Origin of the sequence: Hafnia paralvei (assembly GCF_020150375.1) — a bacterium.
GTDB classification, from domain to species: Bacteria; Pseudomonadota; Gammaproteobacteria; order Enterobacterales; family Enterobacteriaceae; genus Hafnia; species Hafnia paralvei.
Genome location: NZ_CP083737.1, coordinates 4,071,607 through 4,095,637 on the forward strand (window position 1 = coordinate 4,071,607; position 24,031 = coordinate 4,095,637).

The following is a 24,031-nucleotide window of genomic DNA, read 5'->3' on the forward strand; positions in this document are numbered from 1 at the left end:
AAAATGGGGTGCGGTGTAAGAGGGGAAATTGCGGGGAGGTCCCCGCAAGATATTATAGCGTTATCGCGTGATACGCTTATTTATACACTTCTGCCGTAGCACTGATTTTGCCATGCTCACGTCCGGCAATAATCACGAAGTATTTTCCGCCTTTCTCATCAGCCAGTTTAGACAGAACCTCTTTGGCATCCATTGGCGACGTAGTTTCAGCAGTCGTGCTTACTGTACCGATTTTCGTATATTTTGCTGCTTCTTCTTTGGTGATTTCCTCTGCTGCCAAAGCGCCAAAAGATACTGAACTCACCAGAATCGCTGCTGTAATCGCTTTAATTGCTTTCATGAATTACTCCTTGTCGTTTGTAATCGGATGTAACAACTACAGATTAAAGATAGTACAGATTCATGAATGTCGCAGAATAATGCTGACTTATTGTAAAGATTTAAGATAAATCTCGCATGCACGCACCGGTCAGCGCAGAGGATAAAAGCTTTAAACCTCCCCCGCAGAGGAGAGGTTTAAAGCAAATTCATTAAAGTTCTTCACCATTTGAATGAATCACTTTTTGATACCATTCAAAGCTCAGTTTTTTCTTACGCGTCAGATTATTTTCACGGTCGATATACACGAAGCCATACTGTTTTTGATAGCCATTGAGCCAAGACAGCAAGTCGATAAATGACCATGGATAGAAACCTCGAACATCAGCGCCCTGCTCAATGGCATTACCCACGGCACGGATATGCTCACGTAAATAATCGATACGCGGCTGATCGAGAACGGCACCGTTTACAATGGGATCTTTAGCGCCTAACCCATTTTCGGTGATATAAATCGGCACTTCGCCGTAGAGATGACGAATGCGACCAATCGCATCGGTAAGCCCCTGCGGATAAATCTCCCAATCCCAATCGGTATAAACTCCGTTCGGGTTTTTGACGATCTTGAACAAGCCTTTAAAGCCCATCCCACCGCCGCTACCCTTCTGTCCCGAGGTATTAAGATCAAAACCCTGCACATCATCGTTACGCGCAACCATTTCACGCTTGTAGTAATTCAGGCCAATAAAATCAACAATGTTATCTTTCAGTAACTCGGCATCGCCCGGATGGAATTCCGGTACACCAAATGCGGTCTGAGCCATCGCCAGCATATCCTGTGGATACTCACCTTTTAGCACCGGATCATAGAGCCAGTGCGTATAGATCCCCTCGGCGATTTCCCAAGCACGTAGATCTTCAGGCTCTTGACTGATCGGATCGTTCGGTTGCAAAACATTCACAAAACCGATCTGACCGTTGATCCCCATTTCTCGGAAGCTTTTCACCGCACGAGCATTCGCTAAAAACACGTGGTGGCAGGCTTGAATTCCCAGCGTCGGATCTTTCAATTTCGGCGGATGCTGACCGGTGAAGTACCCCATGCCAATGAAAACAATTGTTTCATTAAACGTCGACCATAAATCGACGCGATCGCCAAACCGTTGGTAGCAGAGACGAGCATACTCATCGAACGCATCCACAATGTCGCGTCCAGCCCAGCCACCAAACTTATCCTGCAACGCCTGCGGCAGATCCCAGTGATAAAGCGTGATCATTGGACGAATGTTGTGGCGTAACAGTTCATCGATCAAGTTGCTGTAGAACGAGATCCCCGCTTCGTTCACTTCGCCGGTTCCCTGTGGCAGCACGCGCGACCATGAAATAGAGAAACGGTATGAGGTCATCCCCAGTTCCGCCATGAGCGCCACATCCTCTTTAAAGCGATGGTAGTGGTCGGCAGCAACATCGCCGTTAGTTCCTTCGTGCGTAGTACCCGGCTGATGAGAAAACACGTCCCAAACGGATAAGCCTTTACCGTCAGCGTCATGCCCCCCCTCAACCTGATATGCCGCCGTGGCTGCTCCCCAGAGAAACCCCTTTGGAAACTGACTCATATTTTAATACTCCGTTTAATCAATCAATTAGAAGGCAACTCTGTTACCTTTGGGCGGTTTGCACCCTAGTTTGTTGTCGCGTGGATTCAACGCATTCCTGTGCCAAGAGTTGCTTCTCATACACTTTAAAGAACGGGTAATAAATCACCGCGGATAACGCCATCAATAACAGCACTAATACCGACACGCGGAAATCCCAACCCATCGCCCACGCAGCGCCAATCGGCGCAGGAGAGGTCCATGGAACCAAAGAAATCATGTGCGGTATCAAATTTGTTGTTACTGCCAGATAGGCCACCACGGCATTCACCATAGGTGCCAAAATAAAAGGAATGAAGAACGTTGGATTCATAACGATAGGCGTGCCGAAAATCACCGGTTCGTTGATGTTAAACATGCTCGGCACCAAACTGAGTTTGCCCATGGCACGCAAATGTGCCGATTTACTCCGCATAAACAGCAATATCAAGCCGAATGTGGCTCCCGAACCGCCAATCACAATCAGGAAATTCCAGAACGCCTCGGTCATGATGTGCATCAGCGGTAAACCTGCGGCCAGCTCCGTTTGGTTAAGCCCTAAATTCGTCAACCAGAATGCTTGCAGCATGCCAGACACAATGGCCGAACCGTGAATTCCGGCAAACCATAGCAGATGACAAATCAGCACCGCTAACAGAATGGCGGGCAGAGAGTCCGCAGCAGAAATTAGCGGCTGGAACAACGCCATAATGGCCTGCGGGAGCAACTGATTAAAAATCTCCTGAATCAGCAAGCTCAGTGGATAAAGCGTGATAATGACGGCAAGAATGGGAATCAACAGATCGAACGATTGTTTAATATTGGCCGGAACCTGCTCTGGCAGTCGAATCCCAATATTACGTAGCTTGAGAAAACGGGTCAGCTCGGTCACATATACCGCGACTATCACGGCGGTAAAAATACCGACACCCCCCAATGCCACCGTGGGCATATTCCCATTCACCTGTGGAGCCGATACCAATAAGAATCCCATTAGCGCCAGCATCGCTGTCATAAAAGGATCGAGCTGATAACTTCTCGCCAAGTTATACGCAATCGCTGCGCTGATATAGACCGACATGATCCCCATCGTCATATTGAATGGTGTCAGGATCTGGGATTCATATTTGCCCGATAGCGCCAACCAGCTACGCGCAAAACTCCAACTGCTCTCAGCCGAGAAAGGCGGATAGACAAAAACCAATAAGAAAGAGCCGACGATCATAAAAGGCATGGCTGAAATAAAGCCGTCTCGAATCGCCATAATATGTCGTTGGGAAGAGATCCTCCCCGCAATTGGACTGATTCTATTTTCAATAAAGCTAAACAGCGATTGACTGATATTCATCATGCCCTGCCCCTGCGTGAGCTACATAGAGGAAAGAGTATAAGATGCTATTTTCGCCAACTGCAACCGGTTTCAGTAACCGGTTTCAATTAAAATCTAGATTGTGAGAAGGATCGAAAAAACTAAAGTCATACGGGAGGATTAGATCACACGAACAGACGTTTCGTAGCTACGCTGCCAATAATTTTCATCGAGACGTGAAGTGGTAACCCCCATACTTTTTGACGCATGGATAAACTGCCCATTCCCGACATAAATTCCTACATGGCGCGTCACACTCGATGTTTTAAAGAAAACTAAATCGCCAATCTTTAGCTGTTGCTTAGAAACCTGGTTTCCAGAATGAATTTGCTCAGAGGTCGTGCGCGGTAAATTTATCTTCAGTTGACTTAGCACACGACGTGTAAACGCAGAACAATCAATCCCGTATTTGGAATCTCCGCCCCAAAGGTATTTAACACCTTCCCAATGACGATAATTCTGCAAAATAACATTTTTTACCATGGAATGATTAACATCGCCGACGCCCGTATTATTCACGCGAGCAAAATGCGTCATCGCTTTAGAATGGTGTGGAATTTTCGGCGTTTCCAGCAATTTGTCACTTTTAAAATAGCTGGGCAAATCAAAAGCTGAAGCCACCTGAACGGTAAAAGTCCCTAGGCAAAAAATAACGGCAAGGGTAAGTTTTCGAAATAACATGTATAAGCATCATCGCAGAAGAGCAAAATTTTCCATCGTGAGTACAACCAAGCGGCGATCTGCGGGCATTGGCCTGCAATCGCGTCCTTAAGCTGGAAAGAAAGAAAATAGACATCACTGCGCGATGATTCAACTGAATTGATATTAAAGTTATGCTTACAAGTTAAACATATTTTTTATGTATAGATAATTTCCCTTACGGGGGCATCAGTTACGCCAAGACTGAAATGTTAAGAAATAAATATCATAAAAAAAGCCTCAAATGAGGCTTCAATCAAAAGCAATTTTATTGCCCATAATAAGCGTTAGCACCGTGCTTACGCAGATAGTGTTTATCTAATAAAGATTGCTGCATCGCCGAGATCCCCGGTGTCAGTTGACGAGAGAAAATGCCCATATAGGCACACTCTTCTAACACGACGGCATTGTGTACCGCATCGGCAGCATCTTTACCCCAAGCAAACGGACCATGGGAATGCACCAACACCGCGGGTACCTGCATAGGATCGATGTCACGCTGGGTGAATGTTTCAATAATAACTTCGCCGGTTTCATGCTCATAGTCACCCGCGATTTCCTCACGTTTCATCAGGCGCGTGCAGGGAATCGGGCCATAAAAATAATCGGCATGAGTGGTACCCCAAGCGGGTAAATCGAGACCCGCCTGTGACCAGATAGTGGCATGGCGCGAATGGGTATGAACAATGCCACCAATATGCGGAAAAGCACGATATAGCGCCAAATGAGTGGCGGTATCCGAGGAAGGCTTTTTATCCCCCTCAACAACATTTCCGCTGCGGAGGTCGACCACTACCATATCTTTGGCTTGCATACCGTCATATTCCACGCCTGAGGGTTTGATCACTACTAACCCAGATTCGCGGTCAATAGCGCTCACGTTTCCCCACGTAAAGGTGACTAAATGGTGGTGTGGCAATGCCAAATTTGCGGCTAAAACCTGTTGTTTCAATTGCTCTAACATACAAAGTCTCCCTCAAGCATGCGTGCTTCGATCCACTGACGGGCCTTAATAATTTCCAGCACCGGTTCCTGCGCTTTTTCAGTCCACATTTCAATCAGGAATGAACCGCGGTAGTTCAGCTGTTTCAGCGTTCTAAATATCCCCACAAAATCCACACATCCCTCACCAAACGGCACGTCACGGAATTGCCCTTGGCTGCTTGCCGTTACGGGATAAGTGTCTTTCAAATGGATAGCAGCAATACTGTCGATGCCTAACGCCAATTCGGCCGACACATCGTTGCCCCACGCGCTAAGATTTCCTACGTCGGGATAAACGCTAAACCATGGTGAAGAAAGCAGTCGATCCCACTTTTTCCATTTGGTTATCGAGTTCATAAACTCGGTATCCATAATCTCAACCGCCAGCATGACCTGCGCTCCCGCCGCCTGCTCCACTGCCCACGTTAGCCCTTCGGTAAAACGCTGCAGTGTCCCTTCATCCTGCTCCTCGTAATACACGTCATAACCCGCCAACTGGATGGTTCGAATCCCCAAGTCCCGCGCTAACTGGATGGCTTTCGTCATGATTTCCCGAGCCTGCTGGCGTACGTTTTCATCATGGCTGCCAAAGGGAAATCGACGATGGGCTGAAAGGCACATGGAAGGAATGGCAATACCGCTCTCCAACATCGCACTCACTAAGGCACTGCGCTGTGCGGTACTCCAATCCAGGCGCGCCAGCCTCTCATCAGTTTCATCTACTGACATCTCAACGAAATCAAAACCACAGCTTTTGGCCAGCGCCAAACGTTCTGGCCAGCTCAACGTTTTTGGTAATGCTTTTTCGTAAATACCTAGCGGATGCACTCTCTTGGCAATGTTCATGCCCTTTCCCCCCAAATCGCGTTGATTTGTTGATGGAATTCCTGTGCAACCTGTGCCGGATTCGTCGCCTCAGACAACGCTCGGCCGGCAATAAACGCCCTAACGGAAATATCGCTGAATAAACTCAGATCCTGCGGAGTAATGCCACCGGTGATCGACAGCTCCAGCCCAAGATCGGAAAGCTGCTGCATTCGATCCAGATCCTGCTGACTCCAAGATTGCCCACTGGCCTGAGCATCACGTCCGCGGTGGTAGATCGCCTGCCGCACGCCCGCTGCGCGCCATGCTTTAGCGTCGTCTAGCGTCCAGTTACCAAAGAGCTCAATTTGTATTTCACCACCGCGAGATTGTGCAATCTGATGTGCTTTCACCACCGTTGCCAACGGGGCGGCACAAATCACCGTCATCCAGTCGGCTCCCGCATTAAAGGCTTCTGTTGCCAACGTTTCTCCAGCGTCGGCCACTTTAAGATCGGCAACAATAGTGTGCTCAGGACAAAGCTGGCGCAGCTGACGCACGGCTTGCAGTCCCTCGCTAATACATAAAATCGTACCGGCTTCGATAATATCCACGCTGTTTTTCAGCGCGTTCACACTCTGCAAAGCCGCATTCAGGCTCGTATGATCTAACGCCAGTTGGAGCAAAGGTCGGCTCATAATGGGTAACTCCTTAGGACTTATTCAAAGATGAACAGCGCACGTGATAGGTCTGTAGCGCTTCAATCAGATATTGGTAACGGGTGAATTTGTGTTGATATGCAGACCAAGCAGCGTCGTCGGGTTCAATACGCTGAATATCATGGCTAAGCTGGCCTTGCGCCTGCTTGAAATCCGAATAAACGCCGCAGCCCACTAAGGCCGCCAGCGCTGCGCCTAAACAGCCCGTTTCTTCAACCTGTGGCAGTTCAATCGGCAAACCGCTCACGTCGGCCAGCATCTGCATCCAGACCTTTGAATGCGCGGGGCCGCCGGTGACTCGCAATTTATTCACCTGAGTAAAACGCTCACGCATTCGATTCAGATGGGTCATATGGCTAAATATCACGCCTTCATACACGGCTTGAAGCAGGTGCCCACGGTGATGCAGCGACTGCAAACCATAAAAGCCGGCAGTCATATCCAATCCCGCATTGCTGCCGTATAGGAAAGGTAAAAACATCACGTCACTGCCCGCTTTAGGTAAGGCGGCAACCAAGCGATTAATTTCCTCAAAACCGAGACCGCCAAGCTGCTGGGTGAGCCACTCCAAATTGGCTGAAGAGGTCGGACTCGCTTCATGGACAATGTAGTTTTTTTCATCTGAGCTCAGGGCGTTGGCATAGCGTCCATATACGTATGGATGCGCTTCGTGTTGGCAGATCTCGGGTGCTAAACCGCTGGTCACGGCCCAAGTGCCCATCACCGCATTCAGCGTAAATTCATCCTGCAGCCCTGCGCACAACGCGGTAGAAACCACATCAAACAGCCCTCCGACCACAGGCGTTCCCACGCAAAGCCCGGTTTTTGCCGCAACCTCCTCGGTCACTCGGCCACTTATTTCTGCTGAACCCACCACGGGCGGAATAGCGGAATTGACCTCTGAAATGCCCAGTAACTCGGTGAGTTGCGGGTCATAGCCTCCCAAAGTCATGTTGTAGAGGTTAGATTCAGAAATATTGGTTTCTTCGCAGGCCCGCTCTCCAGTCAGACAAAAACGCAGATAGTCATGCGCCATCATTACCGAGCCAATCTGCCGGTAGCGTTCCGGCTGATGGAGTTTTACCCAGCGCAGGAGGGATACCGGATGTCCTGTCCATAGCGTTTGCCGAGTCAGCGGATACAGCAATTCAGGCAGCCCATCTCTTTGCCACTGCGAGACCACTTCGATTGCACGCCTGTCTGATGAAAGCATCGCATTACCGAGTGGTTTTTCATTTTTATCCAGCAGGAACAATCCTTTTCCCTGTGCCGAGATCCCTATCCCTTGGACTTGCTGACCGCTTACTCCGCTTTGGCGTAGCACATTCGCGATGGTGTCGATGCAAGACTGCCATAGCGCAGACATATCACGCTCCGCCCAACCCGGATGTTCGCTGATGACCGGCAGCGCTTGACGGCTGATGCACAGCTCTGCGCCTTGCCTGTCGTACAAGCCCGCTTTGAGGTAAGTACCGCCGCAGTCAATCCCCAGCCAATATTCAGTGGATGTCGCGTTCATAGTGATTCCTGTTATTTACACAATGACTTCTGCTCAATCAGCCTCCCCTGATAAGGAGAGGCTTGAGACAACTTATGCCGCCGAGCGCTTTCCTTTCGGCAATTGCGCAGTAGATTGAGTCGGCACGTCACATTTGGCGGGTAACAGCAGAGCCAACAGTGCTGCCAGCGCGAGCGATAGCGCCAGACAATAAACACCTGCGTCTTTGTTGTAATAGGTGATCAAAAGTCCCACCGCATAAGGCCCGCAGAAACCGCCCAAGTTACCCAGAGCGTTAATCACACCGCGAGCACCGCCCGCCATTTCCGCGCTAAACAATTTGGCTGGAATAGTCCAGAACACACCAGCAGCCGATTGCAGGAATACGCCGCAGCCCACCAGCATGGCGTATGACCACCAGATATGCTGTTTCAACGTCACGGACAGGAACATGCAAACCGCAAAACCGAGCAGCGGTAAAAATACGAACAGTTTGCGTTTGCCAGTGCGGTCAGAGAGTGAGGAGAATAGGAACATGCCCGCCATTGCGCCGATGTACGGCAGGATTGCCAACATGCCAACCTGTCCCATAGAGGTGTGAGTCAACTCTTTCAGAATGGTTGGAAGCCACAGGGTGTAGCCATAAATACCGGTTTGATAGAAGAAGTTCAGCGCTATCAGCTGCCACATCGTTTTGTCCGATAGGACTGCACTCAATGAAGCATTCTTTACCTCTTTTCCGGCAATGGCGCGCTGTTCTTCTGCCAAGGTGTCAATCAGCCAGGTTTTCTCTTTTTCTGAGATCCAACGTGCTTCCTGAGGTCGGTCACATACGGCAACCACCCAAAGCACCAGAACCGCAATCGACATCAAACCTTCGATAATGAACAGCCAGCGCCAATCCAGTGCGGTGATAATCCAACCCGAAAGCGGCGCAGTAATAATCCCCGCAATCGGTACAAACATAATCACAATGGCATTCGCACGGCCTCGCTCAGCGTCGGGAAACCAGTTGCTGATCATCGTTAACACCACCGGCAGCATGCCCCCTTCGGCAACACCTAGTGCGAAACGCAAAAACAGCAGCTGATACTGATTTGTCACCAAACCGGTTAATACCGAAATAACAACCCACGCCACTAGCGACCAGCCAATAAATTTCTTACCACTGCCGTGTACCGCAATTTTTCCGCCGGGTACCTGTAGGAACAGATAACCAATAAAGAAAATACCGCCCGCCAGCCCCGCCATGGATGCAGTAATGCCAAGATCGGCATCCATACCTCCCGGCATGGCAAAGGCAATATTCACCCTATCCATATATGAAATAATACAAGCGATTAAAATAGGGGGAATAATTCTTAGCCAACGCTGGCGTGGAATATCCTCGGGAATATTATTTTTATTTAGGGTATCAGAGTTAGAGTTCATAACTTCACGCCTTAATCATTATTGATACGGCCCATGTACATAAATACACAGATTTTTCCCTATAAAGGGTTTATTCGGTGAAGACTTGGCTTAATTAATCCATTAAAAAAGATTAAGTTTTAATTTTTACTGGCGATATTTAACGCTTTAATTCCATCACGTAAAATGGCAATCCGATGTTCTACGCTGGCCTGAGGATCAATTTCTAATAACTTTATCCCCGCAAAACTCAATGAGTCGAGTGGTGCCGCGTTAAACATCTCCGCCGCTAATGCCACCGTCATTAAACTTTCAGCACAATGAACCTCGGCCCCTGAGAATGGTGCAAAAGGTGCATGTAAATCTTGCCAGTCACCATAAGCTCCGCCGCAGGTCGTGCCAGAGAACATCAACGCTTTGAGTGCGCCGCTTTGCTGGCTTGCTCGGAGATGCTGCATAGGTAATTCGGTGTTACGGCCTTCTATAGCTGAACGTGCCCAGTTGAGCGCCACGCCGACCTCTTTACCGAGCTCTGACTTCAGACAGTCAATAACTGCAATTTCCTGTTCTAACGGCAGAAAACCTTTGCGTGCATCTGGTGTATTCATGGCATCACAATGTTCAATCACCAACTCACACGGCCAGTCCCAACTGGCTATCTGCCGCATAGAATCGGCAAAACACTCTGCGGCTAGCATCACATCACCTGAGCCTGCTAACGGTGCCGATTGGATTTCCAAAGCCAGAACCTTCTGCATTCCAAAGCGGTCGTTAGCACGATTGATTTTATCCAGTATGTGCCGATAGTAGTCAACGCAGGCCAAGCGTTGTTCTGTATCGCTCGAGGCTAACCCAAATCCAGAATTTTTACCGCGACGGCGCATGGTTTCCATCACCGCGGTGACAACAATTTGCCAATCCGATGGAATATGCTGGAATAAATAGTCGTCGCCATACGGATGGAGATCTTCCAAGCAGGGCTGCTCAATGCCGCGGATACCTTCAATATCAGCTAACCCACGCCAGAATGCGCTTTCCAGCGCCTCTTCTCGCTGATGAAATGAAGGCGCGCAGGGATACGCACCGACGATAAAGCCGTTATTCTGTTTCATAAAAAATTATCCCTTAGTGATGGCAATAATGACTTCAATTTAATTCAGCGCAGTTAATGCCACTTTCACAACAACTTTTCGAATCGGAGTTGCTTTATTTTTAATGCATGCAGGGCGATGAACATCTTGTGGAAAAAATATAGCGTAGCTTCCAGGTGTCATCGTTATTTCAGATTCGTTTTCAGCGCCGTGATAAAAAATAATATCTCGCTCAGCCAGTAATGATTCTGATATTTTATTATTTCCGCAATCGGCGGCAACGCCGATAATTTCCTCTCCCCACGCGAGAAATTGAATATCGATATAGCGCCGATGTACTTCAGGGCGATTCTCTGCTTTAGGCCGGGTCGTCATATCAATAATTTGGGCATAAATATCACGCCCATCAATTTCAACCTCGCCCGCCTCCTGTTGGCTAAAATCCGTGGAACGCAAAAACTGTAGCGCCCTTTGGATAGCCTCCGGCAGGTTGCAGGGATTTTCATTGCTTATATGGCCAAATATCATCGTCTTTTATCCTCAAAGCGCCTGAATTTTTGCCCATACGCTGTCATCAATGGTGATGCCATTACGACGATTTTCAGCCAACAAATGGGTAAACTCATGGCCCGGCAGGCGTATCGCCACATCGGGATTGGAGCGTTCAGCGCTGGTGACATAATCCATAATGCGCTGCAGCTTGGCATCGCGTGTTGCACCTTCGATTAAGCGATCCACTTCAATAGCAATAAAGATCTGTGAAATACCATATTCATCTGAGTTGTCTTCAGTCACTTCCGCGACCGATGCACCATCAGACAACAGCGTCGCAATCATATCCAACACGATGGATAAGCCTGAACCTTTCCAGTATCCCATTGGTAAGATACGGCGATTTTTCTCGATAACGCCAGGCTCGCGAGTAAGATTGCCCTCGTCATCAAATCCACCGTCGACTGGTAGCTCACGACCCGCTAAACGATTAACCTCTAGCATTCCATAGGAGAACATCGACATCGACATATCAACCATGGTGATAGGATTTCCAGGGATCGCCACGATCAATGGATTGGTACCAATACGACACTCTTTTGCTCCCCAAGGCGGCATAACCGCAATCGAGTTCGTCCAACAAATACCGATATAACCTTTTTCGGCCGCCTGCCAACCATAGCTCCCGCCTCGCATCCAATGATTTGCATTGCGTACTGCAATTAAACCGATGCCATGATCCGACGCCAGCGACATCGCGCGATCCATCATCTTTTTCGCTGTTAAATTGCCAATTGAGCGTTGTGCGTCCCACTGTTCAATCGCGCCCAGCGCCAGAATTCGTTTCGCCTGCGCTTCGGGAATAATGTCCCCTGCATCCAGTTGCTGGATAAAACGAGGAAAGCGGTTCACGCCGTGTGAATACACCCCAGATTCTGTGGTCTGCGCAAACATAGTGGCGCATTCACTCGCCGTTTCAGCCTGAACGCCGCGTGCCAATAGCACCCGTTCAAACTCCTGTTTTAACTGTTCAAAACTCACTCGCATACCGCTCTCCTCGTCAAACACATGAACCATCTGATCGTTTTTGAATCTCAATATTTCACTATGTGAAATCCGATTCCAAAAAATAATACCGCTCAAATTTTAACAAGTCAAAGCGAGTGAGTTTTTTAAAATCATTAAAAATCAATGGATTAATTTTTATCATTCAGGAACGTGACGTGAAACACACTTCAAGCGTTTAAGAAGAGAAGGAGAAAAATGCAGAGTAATAGCAAAAAATGACGATAAATTGAGTTAACATCTCAGCCAAGTTATTTGACTGGAATGATTGAAGGCGAATGAAAACTAAAGAGAAAGAAACCGACATCGAACCAAGCAAAGAAAAACCGGCTGGTAGCCAAAGCCTTTTTCGTGGCCTTCAGCTCATTGAGATCTTGAGTAACTATCCAAACGGCTGCCCGCTGGCACATCTGTCCGAACTGGCGCAGTTGAACAAAAGCACCGTGCACCGCCTGTTACAGGGATTGCAGTCCTGTGGATATGTCACTCCCGCGCCCGCTGCTGGTAGCTACCGTTTAACCACCAAATTTATTGCCGTTGGGCAAAAAGCGTTGTCATCTCTCAACATTATTCATGTCGCAGCCCCTCATCTGGAAGCGCTGAACATCAACACGGGAGAAACCATCAACTTTTCCAGCCGCGAAGACGATCACGCCATTTTGATCTATAAGCTGGAGCCCACCACCGGCATGCTGCGTACACGAGCCTATATCGGCCAACATATGCCGCTCTATTGCTCGGCAATGGGCAAGATTTATATGGCCTATGGTCATCACGACTACGTTGAATCTTATTGGAAAAGTCACCAGGACGAGATCCAGCCTTTAACGCGCAATACCATCACGCAGCAAGATAAGATGTATCAGGAGTTAGAGCAGATTCGCCAACAGGGCATGGCGATGGATCGTGAAGAAAATGAACTAGGGGTATCCTGCATCGCGGTGCCAATCTTTGATATTCACCATCGCGTCAGCTATTCGGTGTCAATTTCGCTCTCAACCGCCAAACTAGGGCTGATTGGCGAACAAAATCTGCTAAAACCACTGAAAGAGACCGCTGCGGCCATATCTCGAGAATTAGGGTTAAGCACCTACGAGTAATATTCAATGCATTCGAGGCTGCCGCTTATGCGGCAACACCTTCGATAGCAACTCGGGTCATCAGTTGTTCAAACATCTGCATCACATTTAGCAACTGCTGGCGCTGATCGTGATGCAGTTTTTGATAACGGCGTTCTACCGGCACCTGACTGATCACCTCAGAAGCCGCGAAATGTTCGATCTCTAATCGCCAGCGTCCCTGTTCTGACCACAGATTTAGCTGGCGAAAATGCAACTGCTCTAGTGCAGTAAAAATCTGCGGATAACAGTTCAATACGGCCAGCAAGCGTTGGCTATCATCGTTTTTCGCTTTACAGCGAAACCGAATCCCTCCTTGCCCAAAAACGTTACCATTGCGCACTTTCATGCGAACGGGATGCTGTAAACCGGTCACGCCCTGAATATAAAAATGGCTACAAACCACAAAAGAACGAAACAGCGCGGTCGCCTTTTCATGTACCTCAACCGTCATCCCTTGCGGTAAAGAGATCGACAAACAACGCAGCGATAGGCGCTCGCACGGATAGGGGCGAAAATCGCGCGCAACCAGTTTTAGCATCTGTCCCGGCTGATACCCAACTGGCTCTCGCGGCATTGTTAGCCAATGCCAGACACGACTCAAGAAAGGAACTGCGCTATTCACGACTCATTCTCCGAAACATTTCCCCCACCTCAACCTCACATCAACGCCATGCGAAGTAATCGCGCCAACTGGCGGCGTAATATACACAATCCGCAACGGATTTATGAACACTCATTTTAAAATGACAAAAAGAGGCATCGGGGGAGAAGAAAGCCAGCTACTTGTTGAGGAAAATATTGTTTCTATGAAACTCGAGATAAACACGTTGCTCGTCATTAAATGCCCCAACATTTCGCTTACTCATATTGTCTAAACCTAGCTTACTCAGCTCATTTTCTGAAATATTCGGTGATACGAGAACATCGCCAGTATCTGTAAAAGTGATAAGCCCTTTATCAAAAAGCCAATCAACATGCGGAGCGAGCAATAATCCATTATTCCCATCTAGCCGCTCATTACCACTTTCACAACAGCGCCACGGCTTGATGTGGCTGGCAATCAGTAGGCTTGGTGTATTAATTTTGGTAATGCGACAATAAGGCTCGACGCCTTGTAAGTTGCGGCGAAAATCACCTTGGCCTCGTCTTGCTTTTACTAGCTGTTCTTTAATTGTGTCACTTAGCGCCTTATCTGCAATAACCTGCTTTTCTATTTCATCATCAAGTTTTTCGCGCAAAGGGATCGGCTCAACACGGGTTTTTTTAGTCTCTAAATATGTTGTTCCATCACCTGCGGCGCAAACCACCTCAAACGCTGGCTTACCTATTTCAGTTAAATAGATATGTTGATAACCATGAGCATTATCTAAACGGATAGGAGAAAAAATACCATCAACCTCTAAGCATGGTCGAAGTTGATCAAGAATTTGTAGTGGGCTAACTGGAGCATTAAACTTTTGCCAATCTACAGGCAGTAGCCAACCATCATTATCCCAAAGCTTGCCAGCCGCACCAAACTCAGGTTTTGACGCACTAATTGCAAAATCTGTCACCACGCCCACGTAGGCAATCATTTTATTCGCGTAGGAAACGACTTTATCACCAGGGGAAGCAATACAAAGATTGTCATAAAACCGGTTTTTAGCATTCCCTTTCTTGGTCTTAGGAGACCATAAAAAACCGCCATCCACTTCGTGCTTCACTGTCTGTTTATGGTTAACCCACCAATATCTCATCATCGCCCCTAAGATGCCTTAATGATTATTTACCTATCAATTAAGACAATCTAAAGAATAAGTTAAGAGCTAACAATGATATTAGATAACTAGCTAATAGCTATTTTCTTGCGAAGCTGATTCCAAAAACGAGAAATACTTCACGAGAAAAATTTCCCTCACAAACAAAACCCCAACATCAAGTTCATCAATGTTGGGGCTATGGACTAAATTTGGATAGGTGGAATCGTTTAGGCAGCCACACCTTGCACCGTCACACGATCCATCATTTTCTGGAACATCTGCATCACGTCAAGCATCAGGTGACGCTGCGCGTATGGCAGACGCTGATAGCCGCTGCATACCGGACGTGGCCCCACCAGCTCAGTGGCGGCAAAAAGTTCTATCTCTAGCTGCCACTTTCCTGCTTCAGAGCGCAAATTCAGGCGGCGGAAATTCAGACAATCCAGTGCATCGGTAATTTCAGGATAACAATCCAGCACGGCCATGAGGCGGCGGCTGTCATCGTTATGCGTTTTAGCACTGAAGCGAGTATCTCCTCGGCCAAGAATATCGGTATTTTTCGCTTGAATATGGATCTGTTGTTGCAGACCAGTATCACCACGTAAATGAAAATGGCAGGTCACACTATAGCTTCTGAAGCTGGTAACCACCCGCTCTTCAACTTCAACCTCTAGCCCTTGCGGACACGCCACATGCAGCACACGATCAGAGACACGTTTGCATTCAAATGGTTGCAGATTCTTCTCGACGAGATGCAACACTCTTCCCGGTTGATAACCAATTGGATCACGCTGGCCGCTCAACCAACGCCATAAATTATTCACTACCTGAACTTCACTGTTCATGTAATTATCTCCCGTGTTTGCAAAAATGAATCAAAACCAAATCTTGGCTGCTTTTATTACGCTTCTTTCCCCTATTCATACTGAATCCATCGCGGCATTCGTTGCCTTATAAGGATCCCAATATGTTTGGATAAATAGCGATTGGCCTATTTCCTCTCTGAGATTTTCTATTTCGCCCAAATTTAGAGTAAGCGAAACCGCACAAATTTTTGCGTATATACCCAAAATAATTCGAGTTGCAAAGCAACAGCAATCGTCACATCCCTAGCAGCATAAAAACGATGTTACTCGGGTGAACAACCGCGGCTAACGCTTCTGCCACTTGATGTCTGTCGGGTATAGGTGCAAGTGATTTGCATTTCAGTCAGTCATTTCTAGCCCGTCATTCATAAATGCCAGCTTGGTGAGATAAATACAACAGAGATAATCATCTTTAATAGTGAGGTTATTCTCAGAAGTAATAGTAATAATTTAAGTGACTAAAATATTTAGGCACAAATAAGATGTTTTTATTCAATTGTTCTGTAGCCATTTCTAACCTAATTAATTCAAGTTGCAGGACAAAAAAACGAGCCCCCTCTGAGTCACGTGGCAAAAGGATGACTAAGGTGAAAGCACATAGCCAATGCACGTGTTACTTTGCGTATAAGGGATATATGCTTGGAAAATGACAAATAGGTATACTGAAAACAGCACAACACACAAAGGGATACTCACTGATGGATACCGGCTGGTTAGAGGATTTTTTGGCGCTCGCAGAACTGCGTAATTTCTCACGAGCAGCCCAGCGGCGTAACATCACTCAGCCTGCTTTTGGCCGTCACATCCGTGCATTAGAAGAAAGCGTAGGCCAGAAACTGGTCGATCGTAGTTCAACGCCGGTAACGTTAACCCCTGCTGGCTATCAATTTCGCTTAATCGCTCACAGCATGGTAAACCAGCTACAAGAAGGCATTCAGAAAATGAATGGCCTTCCGTCTGAGATGATCAATCCTGTCCGTTTCTGTGCACCGCACTCGCTGTCATCGCCCTTCTTACTGGATTTAATCGAGCAAATCGACCACACCACGCCTTTTTCGGTTGATATTTTGCGCGTAGATTTTGCCGTTGAATCCTTAATTGAAGGCGCTAGCGATTTTCTCTTGGCCTTCGACACCCACGCTCTACTCCAACCTCCGTTTACCAACTTGTTGTTAGGCAAAGGGGAGCTATTGTTGGTTAGCGCCGCCGATAATCATGGGCAGCCACTATTTACCCCAGATGAAAATAACCACCAACCCATGCCCTACTTGCGCTATTCACCAGACTCCTACAGCGCGCGCATGGTGGAACGCTTGATGCCGCAGCAACCTTTTGCCTGTCAGCCCGTATTTGAATCTTCACTATGCGACCTGCACCGCCAAATGGCATTACGCGGCAAGGGGCTAGCGTGGCTACCGGACTGCCAGATTGAAGACGAACTCAAACAGGGCAAACTGATCGCCGTAGATCGCAAACGCTGGCATATTCCCTATCAAATCCGTCTCTACCGCAATCAGGCACAACTGCACCAGCGCGCCGAAGCCTTTTGGCAAAGCCTTTCACAGCAGATTGCTCTCGGCAAAACGTTTTGGGCACCTTTACACCGCTAAATCTAGACGTAATACCACGCATCCTGAAATATGATGCCTAAATGTATCTGCCTGTGCCGGAATAGCATTTCCCCCTCAGTGGCGCTTTACTTATGATGGCGTTTTCTTTTTTGCCGATGAGCGCCTCTCATGACACCGCCTACGCAAACGATTACTTTGACTGAGTTCTTCACCACATTCCCTAAAGTGGATCTCCATTATCATTTGTTGGGCGGCGTGCGTTTAGCCACTATGCTGGATTTGGCGCAAAAATATGGCGTTCCTCTCACGGAAGCAGAAGCCAAAAGCTATTACCGCCGTTATCAACATGAAACCAGCGTCGTTAAAGGCGGCATCGCCGCACTTAACTTTTTATATCCTCTGCTACGCAGCGCCGAAGATTACTATCGAGTGACCTATGAAGTGGCCGAGGATGCCGCTGCAACCGGTATTCGCCATCTGGAACTGTTCTGGAATCCCTCAGACACCGCACTGACCTACGCTGAAGTCACAGAAGCAATGAGCGCAGCCATGCAGAAAGCGGCTGAGCAATGGGACATCCGTGCGCTGTTTATCCCTTCCATTAACCGTGAAAAGTCGCCCGAAGAAGCCGCTGCCATGGTTGAGGCCGTGCTGCAATACCCTCATCCACTGGTCCCCGGAATAGGTATTGATTACAAAGAAAATGACGCGCCTATTGAGCACTTCTGGAAAGCCTATCGCAAAGCGAAACAAGGTGGGCTGCGTTTGACAGGGCACTGTTCCGAGTTCGGCCTACACTGGCGTAACGTCGAAACCGGTTTGGATTTAATTCATCTGGAACGTATCGATCATGGTTACACCGTGCTGGATAATCCAGAGCTAACGGCTCGCTGCGTGCGCGAAAACGTGCCCTTTACCGTGGTGCCAAGCAATACCTACTACCTGAAAAAATGGCCTGATGCATCTCAATGGCGACAAAACCATCCGATTCGCCACATGGCGTTAGCGGGGATGAATATTATTCCCGCAACCGACGACTGGCATATGCATAACACCAACGGTGCCGAATGTTATCGCGTGATGGTGGAAGAGTTTGGCTTCGACCTCGACGGCGTTCGCCAGCTAATGCTAAACGGTATTGATGCCTGCTGGCAGCCAGAAGAGATTAAGCAGCAGTGGCGGCAACGCTGGGCAGAAGAATTCGACACGCTGCGCAGCAAGTTAAACCAAGAACCGCACATCAATGCGGCACAACATATTTCCTATCATCGTCCACACACGGCATAGCATCGAGAAAATTCCATGTTGACCATAACTGCTGGCGTAATAATTCTGTTATTAACCATCGTGCTGCTGATTAAAAAGCAGGATACCCGCACCGTGCTGCTGTTTTCCGGCATGCTGATGTGCTTAATTTCTCTTGAACCCATGGCTGCAATGAATAGCTTTGCAGAAAAAATGGTCTCCGAAGGGTTAATTCAGGCCATCTTATCTGCCATCGGCTTTGCAACCGTCATGAAGTTCACCGGCTGCGACCGCCACCTCGTTCGCCTGCTAAGCGCACCGTTAAAGCACGTCGGTCTTTTTCTTATTCCGGGCACCATTTTACTCACCACTTTCGTTCAGCTCGCGCTACCTAGCGCCGCCGGTGCAGCCGCCGCCGCGGGGATCACCATGATCCCTCTACAGCTGGCTGCGGGCATTCATCCAGTGATGGCCGCCGCATCCGTACTCGCGGGAACCTTCGGTGCCAGTCTGCTCAATCCTGGGAGCCCGCACATGGCGCTCGTGGCCAAGATCGTCGGCGGCGATGTGATGAATATCATCGGCGATCGCGTCATGACCGTTGTGTGGCTCGGACTGATTATCATGGTCGGTATGACCATCACCGCCATATTGCGCAAAGAGCACAAAGGATATCATTCACGCTTGGATGCTGAAGATCCGCAGGAAGGCCCAATCAACGTGCTGGCGGCGTTAATGCCTCTAGTACCTATCGCACTATTGATGCTGGGTGCGTTTGGCGGCGTAAGCTGGTTAAAAATGGGCGTTCCACAGGCTGTGATGTGGGGCGTATTAGCGACTCTAGCCGTGACGCGAACCCATCCTGGCAAAGTCGTTCCTGCCTTCTTTGACGGAATGGGTAAAGCCTACAGCGACGTGTTTGGCATTATTATCTGCGCCGGTGTTTTCGTCGCTGGACTCACTTCAGTTGGGCTCATCGACGCAGCCAAAAGTGCACTGATTGATTTCCCAGAAGCCGCTCGTTTTGGTGGCACTATCGGTCCATTCTTGATGGCCGTCGTGATCGGCTCCGGTGATGCAACAGCTTATGCGTTCAACGAAGCTATCACCCCGCACGCCGCTGAATTTGGCATGAACCCAACCAATCTTGGAACCGCTGCCGCATTTGCCAGCTATTTAGGGCGCACAGCTTCCCCGCTCTCCGCTGCGGCTATTGTGGTCGCTGGCATGGCTGGGGTGTCTCCTATTGAGCTCATTAAGCGCACTGCACCGGTTATGTTGATTGGGTTAGTTTTACTCATTATTTTAATTTAATCGCACTGCGCTATTTTTAAATGGGCCGTATATTCACGGCCCATTTGCTTTATTGTTTAGTTGACGTTCAAGGTTAATCAATTAAAATCCACATAATATTAATTGAGTACCTATTTTTTCTTCTCAAACATAGGAAATAACATGGACAACGATAGACCGAGACGGCGTGTTCCTCTCAACTAATCGCATGATGTGATAATGTCCACCTCACATCCTGCATAGACAAAGGATGTGGTGTTATTTTTCTCTTAGAGTCTTCTCCGTAGAACATCACCGCAGCTTCATTGTTCAGGCTTACGCTTGCGTGCGTATCATGCCTCGTTGAATTAACACGCCTCAAAAAAAACGTGTGGCCATTGATCAGATTTAATTCTGATGGGGCTCTACATCTTATTTTCTGCTTATTCGCAACGGCGATAGTGTTATTCATTCGCACCTGCTGCGAGTCGAGTTAAAACTCACTCCACCAGCAAAATAAAATTATTTCCGTTACTAACAAGCAGAGCTAAATTCTGAGGCTTTTAACATGAACTTCACTCTGCATTATGAAACATTCACTATTTTGCTGGTCGCTTTTTTATTAGGAGCCATTATTGGCTACGAGCGCCAGTATCGTCAGCGCACCGCGGGACTGCGCACCAATACGCTGGTTGCCACTAGTGCCGCCATTTTCGTGCATCTGGCAATGAGCATTGATGGCGCCGGTGGGGCCGTCCGCGTGATTTCCTACGTCGTCTCCGGCGTTGGTTTTCTGGGTGCCGGTACGATTATGAAAGAGGGGTTAAACATCCGCGGTCTTAATACCGCAGCAACCTTGTGGGGATCTGCCGCCGTCGGAGCCTGTGCAGGAGCGGGAATGATTGCCGATGCCTGCATGGCAACATTTTTTGTTGTGGCATCCAATACCCTGCTGCGCCCTATGGTCAATATGATCAACCGCCAGCCGCTTACCGATGAACACGGTGATGCAACCTATGAAATCTGCGTTATCGCCTTAGAAAACGATCAACGAGAAGCCCTCTCTCTGGTCAAGAAAACGCTAAAAGCCGAGAACTGCTTTATGTCACATTTGGACGTCGAGCCCTTCGGTGACGACGATGTCGAAATCACCGTTTCGCTGATCCCAGCCTCTGTTTCTGCCGACGATCTGGATAATCTGGTCAATGTGTTGCTGGATGAGCGTTTAATTAAACAGGCCTATTACAGCCGAATTGGCGGTAGCTCTAGCTAGATTATTTAATCAGATAACGCGCCACTGCAACTCGTCATCAAGTGGTATAGGATGAGATAGCAGTTACCCTATACCCTACTGATGATTTAAGAGGACGATTATGGATAGTAGTTTCAATTCTACGTCGCTTCAGCGCATCACGTCCCGCATCAAAGACGTGGGTGGAATCCCCGTATCACGTGCCATTCCAGTGAAAGAACGCCGCTTGATTGGCGCATGGTGCTTTCTCGATCACGCGGGTCCATCGGTGCTAAAAAATAGCACCGGCGGCTTTCGAGTCGCGCCACATCCTCATACCTGTTTGCAAACGTTCACTTGGATGCTGGAAGGTGAAGTACTGCATCGGGATAGCCTTGGCTACGAGCAAATCATTCGCCCCGGACAGGTCAATCTCATGACCGCAGGTCACGGCATCGCCCATACAGAAGAGTCAGTGCCAGGGTTCACTCGTCTGCACGCGGCTCAGCTGTGGATTGCGTTACCCGAAGCGGTAAAAGATATGCCGCCGCGTTTTGACCATTATCCAACATTACCCGTTTGGGACGCCGACGGTATCCGCCACACGCTGCTGGCCGGCGACTATGCGAGCTTTCATGCCCCTACGCTCTGTTTCTCTGAGCTGCTGGGCGTCGATCTTTATACTCCTGATGGTTCAAATACCCAGCTAAAACTCCAGCCTGATTTTGAGTACGGTCTGTTTGTATTGGAGGGCGAAATCAATATTGAAGGGAAACGTTTTGGTGAAAATGAACTGGCCTATATAGGCACGCAACATACGCGGCTAAATGTCACTCTTGCGCCTAAAACTCGCTTGCTATTCCTCGGAGGTGAGCCATTGGGTGAGCAGGTATTAATGTGGTGGAATTTTGTTGGCCGTAGCAAAGAAGAATTACGTCAGTCAATTGCCGAATGGAATCAGGACACCGGACGTTTTGGCACCGTACAAGGCTTTGACGGCGAACGTACATTGTCACCTGAAATGCCGTAATGACCTCCCCTTTTAGGGGAGGTCGTCAACTTAGGCGCTGACCCTAAACGCCGCCATCGACATCATGAGCTGCTGCGACTGAGTCTCCAGAGAACGCGTGGCCGCAGCGGCCTCTTCTACCAATGCCGCATTTTGCTGAGCAACTTCATCCATCTGGGTGACAGCCAGATTTACCTGTTCGATCCCTCGGCTCTGTTCCTTAGAGGCGCCAGAAATCTCTTTCATCAATCCGGTCACACGCATCACTTCACCAGAGATCTCATCCATGGTTTCACCAGCCTGATATGCCATTTTTGCACCTTCGCTGACGCGCGTTTGCGAGGTGGAAATGAGTGAGCGGATCTCTTTGGCCGCCTGACCACTGCGCTGTGCCAGATTGCGAACTTCACTGGCGACCACCGCAAAACCACGCCCCTGTTCGCCTGCGCGGGCAGCCTCAACCGCAGCATTCAACGCAAGAATATTCGTCTGAAAGGCAATGCCGTCGATGACTTCAAGAATATCGGCAATACGCCCCGAGCTCTCGGCGATCTCATCCATTTTTTCCATTACGTAACATACGGCTTCGCTACCACGGTCTGCGGTGTCGGATACTTTACGTGCCAGCTGATGCGCCTGTTCTGCGTTATCCGCATTGAGCTTCACCGTTGCCGTAAGCTGTTCCATGCTGGCCGCAGTTTGTTCTAGCGATGCCGCTGACTCTTCCGTACGCTGCGACAAATTAAGATTACCCGCAGCCAATTCACGGCTGCCTATATCAATTTGCTCGCTGGTCTCACGCACTTCACTCACAGACTTACGCAGCGACTGCTGCATGGTTTCAATCGCCTGTGTTAAACGGTTGAGCTCTTTGCTACTGGCTGGAAGCAAAGGCTGAGTTAAATCACCCGCCGCCAAGACTTCTAGATGACCTATCGTCGCGTCCAAGGGTTTGAGCAGCATAAGGCGCAACACTAACCACGACGTCACCACCATCACCAGCGTGAGCAGTGCAACAACCAGAATCAGCAACCGCATCCGGCTTTCGCTAGTTTCTGAATCCTGCAGCCTTTGTTCCACTGCGCCCTGCGCATAAGTATTAAATTCGTTGATTGCGTGACTAAAACCGATACTCAGCGGCGTAAGCTTATTTTCCAATACTTCGTAATACTCATCGGTATATTGCTTATTTAGTGCCGCTAACATAGGTTCTATACCTTGCTTGATGTAGGACTGATAGGTGCTCAACACCCGTTGATCCAAATCGGTATTACGCTCAGTCTGCCTGCTGATCTCGGCGAAGCGCTGCATCTGCTGCTGCGAATCTTTTATATTCTGTACGATCTTACGGCTTAACGCCGCGCCTTCATCCAGCAATCCAATCTCTATCTTGCGCACGGCTAAGGACGCATTCGCACGAGCAATCAGCGTTTGTGTATTACTGCCATTCAAACTATTGAGCTCGGTGCCTTGTATCTGATTAAGCTCCACCAGCGCCGCACGATCTCTGTGGATCGTTATCAGTCCCAATGCGCTAACCACCAATAAAAGTAACGTAATCAACAACAACAAAACCAATAAACCCGTTCGCAACGAAATGTTCTTCAACACAGGGAGGATTCCTTGTCGGTAAGTCGTTCAATGATAAGAGTAGGGGTGGACGAATTATCGGCAATCAGCGGCAATACTTTAGGCAAGTGCGTGCCCTGCATGCGTTGAAGGAATGCGACGCTTTGATCGTGAAAGTGAAAATGGATTTATTGTTCTCGCTGTCATATCCCACCAAGCAAATGTCAGGCACAGCAAAAAGAGATGACTATCCTTGTTATAGACTCATGAGGTCATGACTGGGTTGTCGCTCAGCGATCAGACCCATCTCTCACCAAACTCCTTT

The 24,031-nt window shown here is 48.5% G+C and carries 22 protein-coding genes; 6 read left to right on the forward strand and 16 right to left on the reverse strand.

What is annotated here, in order from left to right; genetic code table 11:
• Nucleotides 1-76 precede the first annotated feature (76 nt).
• The 12 genes from K9N75_RS18920 to yiaK all read right to left on the reverse strand — a co-directional run bounded on the left by K9N75_RS18920 (nucleotide 77) and on the right by yiaK (nucleotide 12,065).
• Nucleotides 77-340, reverse strand: a complete 264-nt coding sequence (locus K9N75_RS18920) for a YdgH/BhsA/McbA-like domain containing protein (protein WP_008815252.1) — start codon at nucleotides 338-340, stop codon at nucleotides 77-79.
• 190 nt (nucleotides 341-530) lie between these two features.
• Nucleotides 531-1,934, reverse strand: a complete 1,404-nt coding sequence (locus K9N75_RS18925) for a GH1 family beta-glucosidase (RefSeq protein ID WP_224451999.1) — start codon at nucleotides 1,932-1,934, stop codon at nucleotides 531-533.
• 43 nt (nucleotides 1,935-1,977) lie between these two features.
• The gene (locus tag K9N75_RS18930) at nucleotides 1,978-3,300 is read right to left on the reverse strand and encodes a PTS sugar transporter subunit IIC (RefSeq protein ID WP_199372412.1); all 1,323 of its coding nucleotides are present in this window, start codon (nucleotides 3,298-3,300) and stop codon (nucleotides 1,978-1,980) included.
• Between the two features lie 141 nt (nucleotides 3,301-3,441).
• On the reverse strand, nucleotides 3,442-4,002 hold the full coding sequence (locus tag K9N75_RS18935) for a C40 family peptidase (RefSeq protein ID WP_020303527.1): 561 nt from the start codon (nucleotides 4,000-4,002) through the stop codon (nucleotides 3,442-3,444).
• A gap of 286 nt (nucleotides 4,003-4,288) precedes the next feature.
• Nucleotides 4,289-4,984: an L-ribulose-5-phosphate 4-epimerase gene (gene araD, locus K9N75_RS18940; RefSeq protein WP_008815256.1), complete on the reverse strand. Its 696-nt coding sequence runs from the start codon at nucleotides 4,982-4,984 to the stop codon at nucleotides 4,289-4,291.
• A complete protein-coding gene (locus K9N75_RS18945; protein ID WP_039184806.1) occupies nucleotides 4,978-5,850 on the reverse strand; it encodes an L-ribulose-5-phosphate 3-epimerase in 873 nt (290 codons plus the stop codon). Before K9N75_RS18945 ends, araD begins: the two co-directional genes overlap by 7 nt.
• The gene (ulaD, locus tag K9N75_RS18950; RefSeq protein ID WP_008815258.1) at nucleotides 5,847-6,506 is read right to left on the reverse strand and encodes a 3-keto-L-gulonate-6-phosphate decarboxylase UlaD; all 660 of its coding nucleotides are present in this window, start codon (nucleotides 6,504-6,506) and stop codon (nucleotides 5,847-5,849) included. Before ulaD ends, K9N75_RS18945 begins: the two co-directional genes overlap by 4 nt.
• A gap of 13 nt (nucleotides 6,507-6,519) precedes the next feature.
• Nucleotides 6,520-8,046 carry an FGGY-family carbohydrate kinase gene (locus tag K9N75_RS18955; RefSeq protein WP_039184804.1) on the reverse strand — a complete coding sequence of 509 codons (1,527 nt, stop codon included), beginning with the start codon at nucleotides 8,044-8,046 and terminating at the stop codon, nucleotides 6,520-6,522.
• 72 nt (nucleotides 8,047-8,118) lie between these two features.
• Nucleotides 8,119-9,456, reverse strand: coding sequence for an MFS transporter (locus tag K9N75_RS18960; protein WP_004097388.1), 1,338 nt, complete (start codon nucleotides 9,454-9,456; stop codon nucleotides 8,119-8,121).
• A gap of 119 nt (nucleotides 9,457-9,575) precedes the next feature.
• Complete coding sequence (locus K9N75_RS18965) at nucleotides 9,576-10,547, reverse strand: DUF4862 family protein (RefSeq protein WP_224452000.1); 972 nt, start codon at nucleotides 10,545-10,547, stop codon at nucleotides 9,576-9,578.
• A gap of 39 nt (nucleotides 10,548-10,586) precedes the next feature.
• A complete protein-coding gene (locus tag K9N75_RS18970; protein WP_064572741.1) occupies nucleotides 10,587-11,054 on the reverse strand; it encodes a NanQ anomerase/TabA/YiaL family protein in 468 nt (155 codons plus the stop codon).
• Between the two features lie 12 nt (nucleotides 11,055-11,066).
• Complete coding sequence (gene yiaK, locus K9N75_RS18975; RefSeq protein WP_008815262.1) at nucleotides 11,067-12,065, reverse strand: 3-dehydro-L-gulonate 2-dehydrogenase; 999 nt, start codon at nucleotides 12,063-12,065, stop codon at nucleotides 11,067-11,069.
• 296 nt (nucleotides 12,066-12,361) lie between these two features.
• Here yiaK and K9N75_RS18980 point away from each other — a divergent pair, with 296 nt between their 5' ends.
• Nucleotides 12,362-13,183: an IclR family transcriptional regulator gene (locus tag K9N75_RS18980; RefSeq protein ID WP_008815263.1), complete on the forward strand. Its 822-nt coding sequence runs from the start codon at nucleotides 12,362-12,364 to the stop codon at nucleotides 13,181-13,183.
• A gap of 25 nt (nucleotides 13,184-13,208) precedes the next feature.
• Here K9N75_RS18980 and K9N75_RS18985 read toward each other — a convergent pair whose 3' ends face one another.
• From K9N75_RS18985 to K9N75_RS18995, 3 genes are all read right to left on the reverse strand, one after another.
• Entirely contained in the window at nucleotides 13,209-13,826 is a 618-nt protein-coding gene (locus tag K9N75_RS18985) for a DUF3156 family protein (RefSeq protein WP_061059533.1), read from the reverse strand.
• A gap of 157 nt (nucleotides 13,827-13,983) precedes the next feature.
• On the reverse strand, nucleotides 13,984-14,943 hold the full coding sequence (locus K9N75_RS18990) for an HNH endonuclease (RefSeq protein ID WP_008815265.1): 960 nt from the start codon (nucleotides 14,941-14,943) through the stop codon (nucleotides 13,984-13,986).
• 227 nt (nucleotides 14,944-15,170) lie between these two features.
• Nucleotides 15,171-15,788, reverse strand: coding sequence for a DUF3156 family protein (locus K9N75_RS18995; RefSeq protein WP_008815266.1), 618 nt, complete (start codon nucleotides 15,786-15,788; stop codon nucleotides 15,171-15,173).
• A 719-nt stretch (nucleotides 15,789-16,507) separates the two neighbouring features.
• Between K9N75_RS18995 and K9N75_RS19000 the strand changes: the two genes are divergently transcribed.
• The 5 genes from K9N75_RS19000 to K9N75_RS19020 all read left to right on the forward strand — a co-directional run bounded on the left by K9N75_RS19000 (nucleotide 16,508) and on the right by K9N75_RS19020 (nucleotide 22,158).
• Nucleotides 16,508-17,419 (forward strand): LysR substrate-binding domain-containing protein, encoded by a 912-nt coding sequence (locus K9N75_RS19000; RefSeq protein WP_039184787.1) that lies wholly within the window; start codon nucleotides 16,508-16,510, stop codon nucleotides 17,417-17,419.
• Between the two features lie 129 nt (nucleotides 17,420-17,548).
• Nucleotides 17,549-18,667, forward strand: a complete 1,119-nt coding sequence (locus K9N75_RS19005) for an adenosine deaminase family protein (protein WP_224452001.1) — start codon at nucleotides 17,549-17,551, stop codon at nucleotides 18,665-18,667.
• A gap of 15 nt (nucleotides 18,668-18,682) precedes the next feature.
• A complete protein-coding gene (gene dcuC, locus K9N75_RS19010) occupies nucleotides 18,683-19,939 on the forward strand; it encodes a C4-dicarboxylate transporter DcuC (RefSeq protein WP_004097369.1) in 1,257 nt (418 codons plus the stop codon).
• A gap of 526 nt (nucleotides 19,940-20,465) precedes the next feature.
• Entirely contained in the window at nucleotides 20,466-21,170 is a 705-nt protein-coding gene (locus K9N75_RS19015; protein WP_004097365.1) for an MgtC/SapB family protein, read from the forward strand.
• A gap of 100 nt (nucleotides 21,171-21,270) precedes the next feature.
• Nucleotides 21,271-22,158 (forward strand): pirin family protein, encoded by an 888-nt coding sequence (locus tag K9N75_RS19020; RefSeq protein ID WP_224452002.1) that lies wholly within the window; start codon nucleotides 21,271-21,273, stop codon nucleotides 22,156-22,158.
• 30 nt (nucleotides 22,159-22,188) lie between these two features.
• On the opposite strand, the gene K9N75_RS19025 is transcribed toward K9N75_RS19020, so the two are convergent.
• Entirely contained in the window at nucleotides 22,189-23,748 is a 1,560-nt protein-coding gene (locus K9N75_RS19025) for a methyl-accepting chemotaxis protein (protein ID WP_224452003.1), read from the reverse strand.
• Nucleotides 23,749-24,031: the final 283 nt, after the last annotated feature.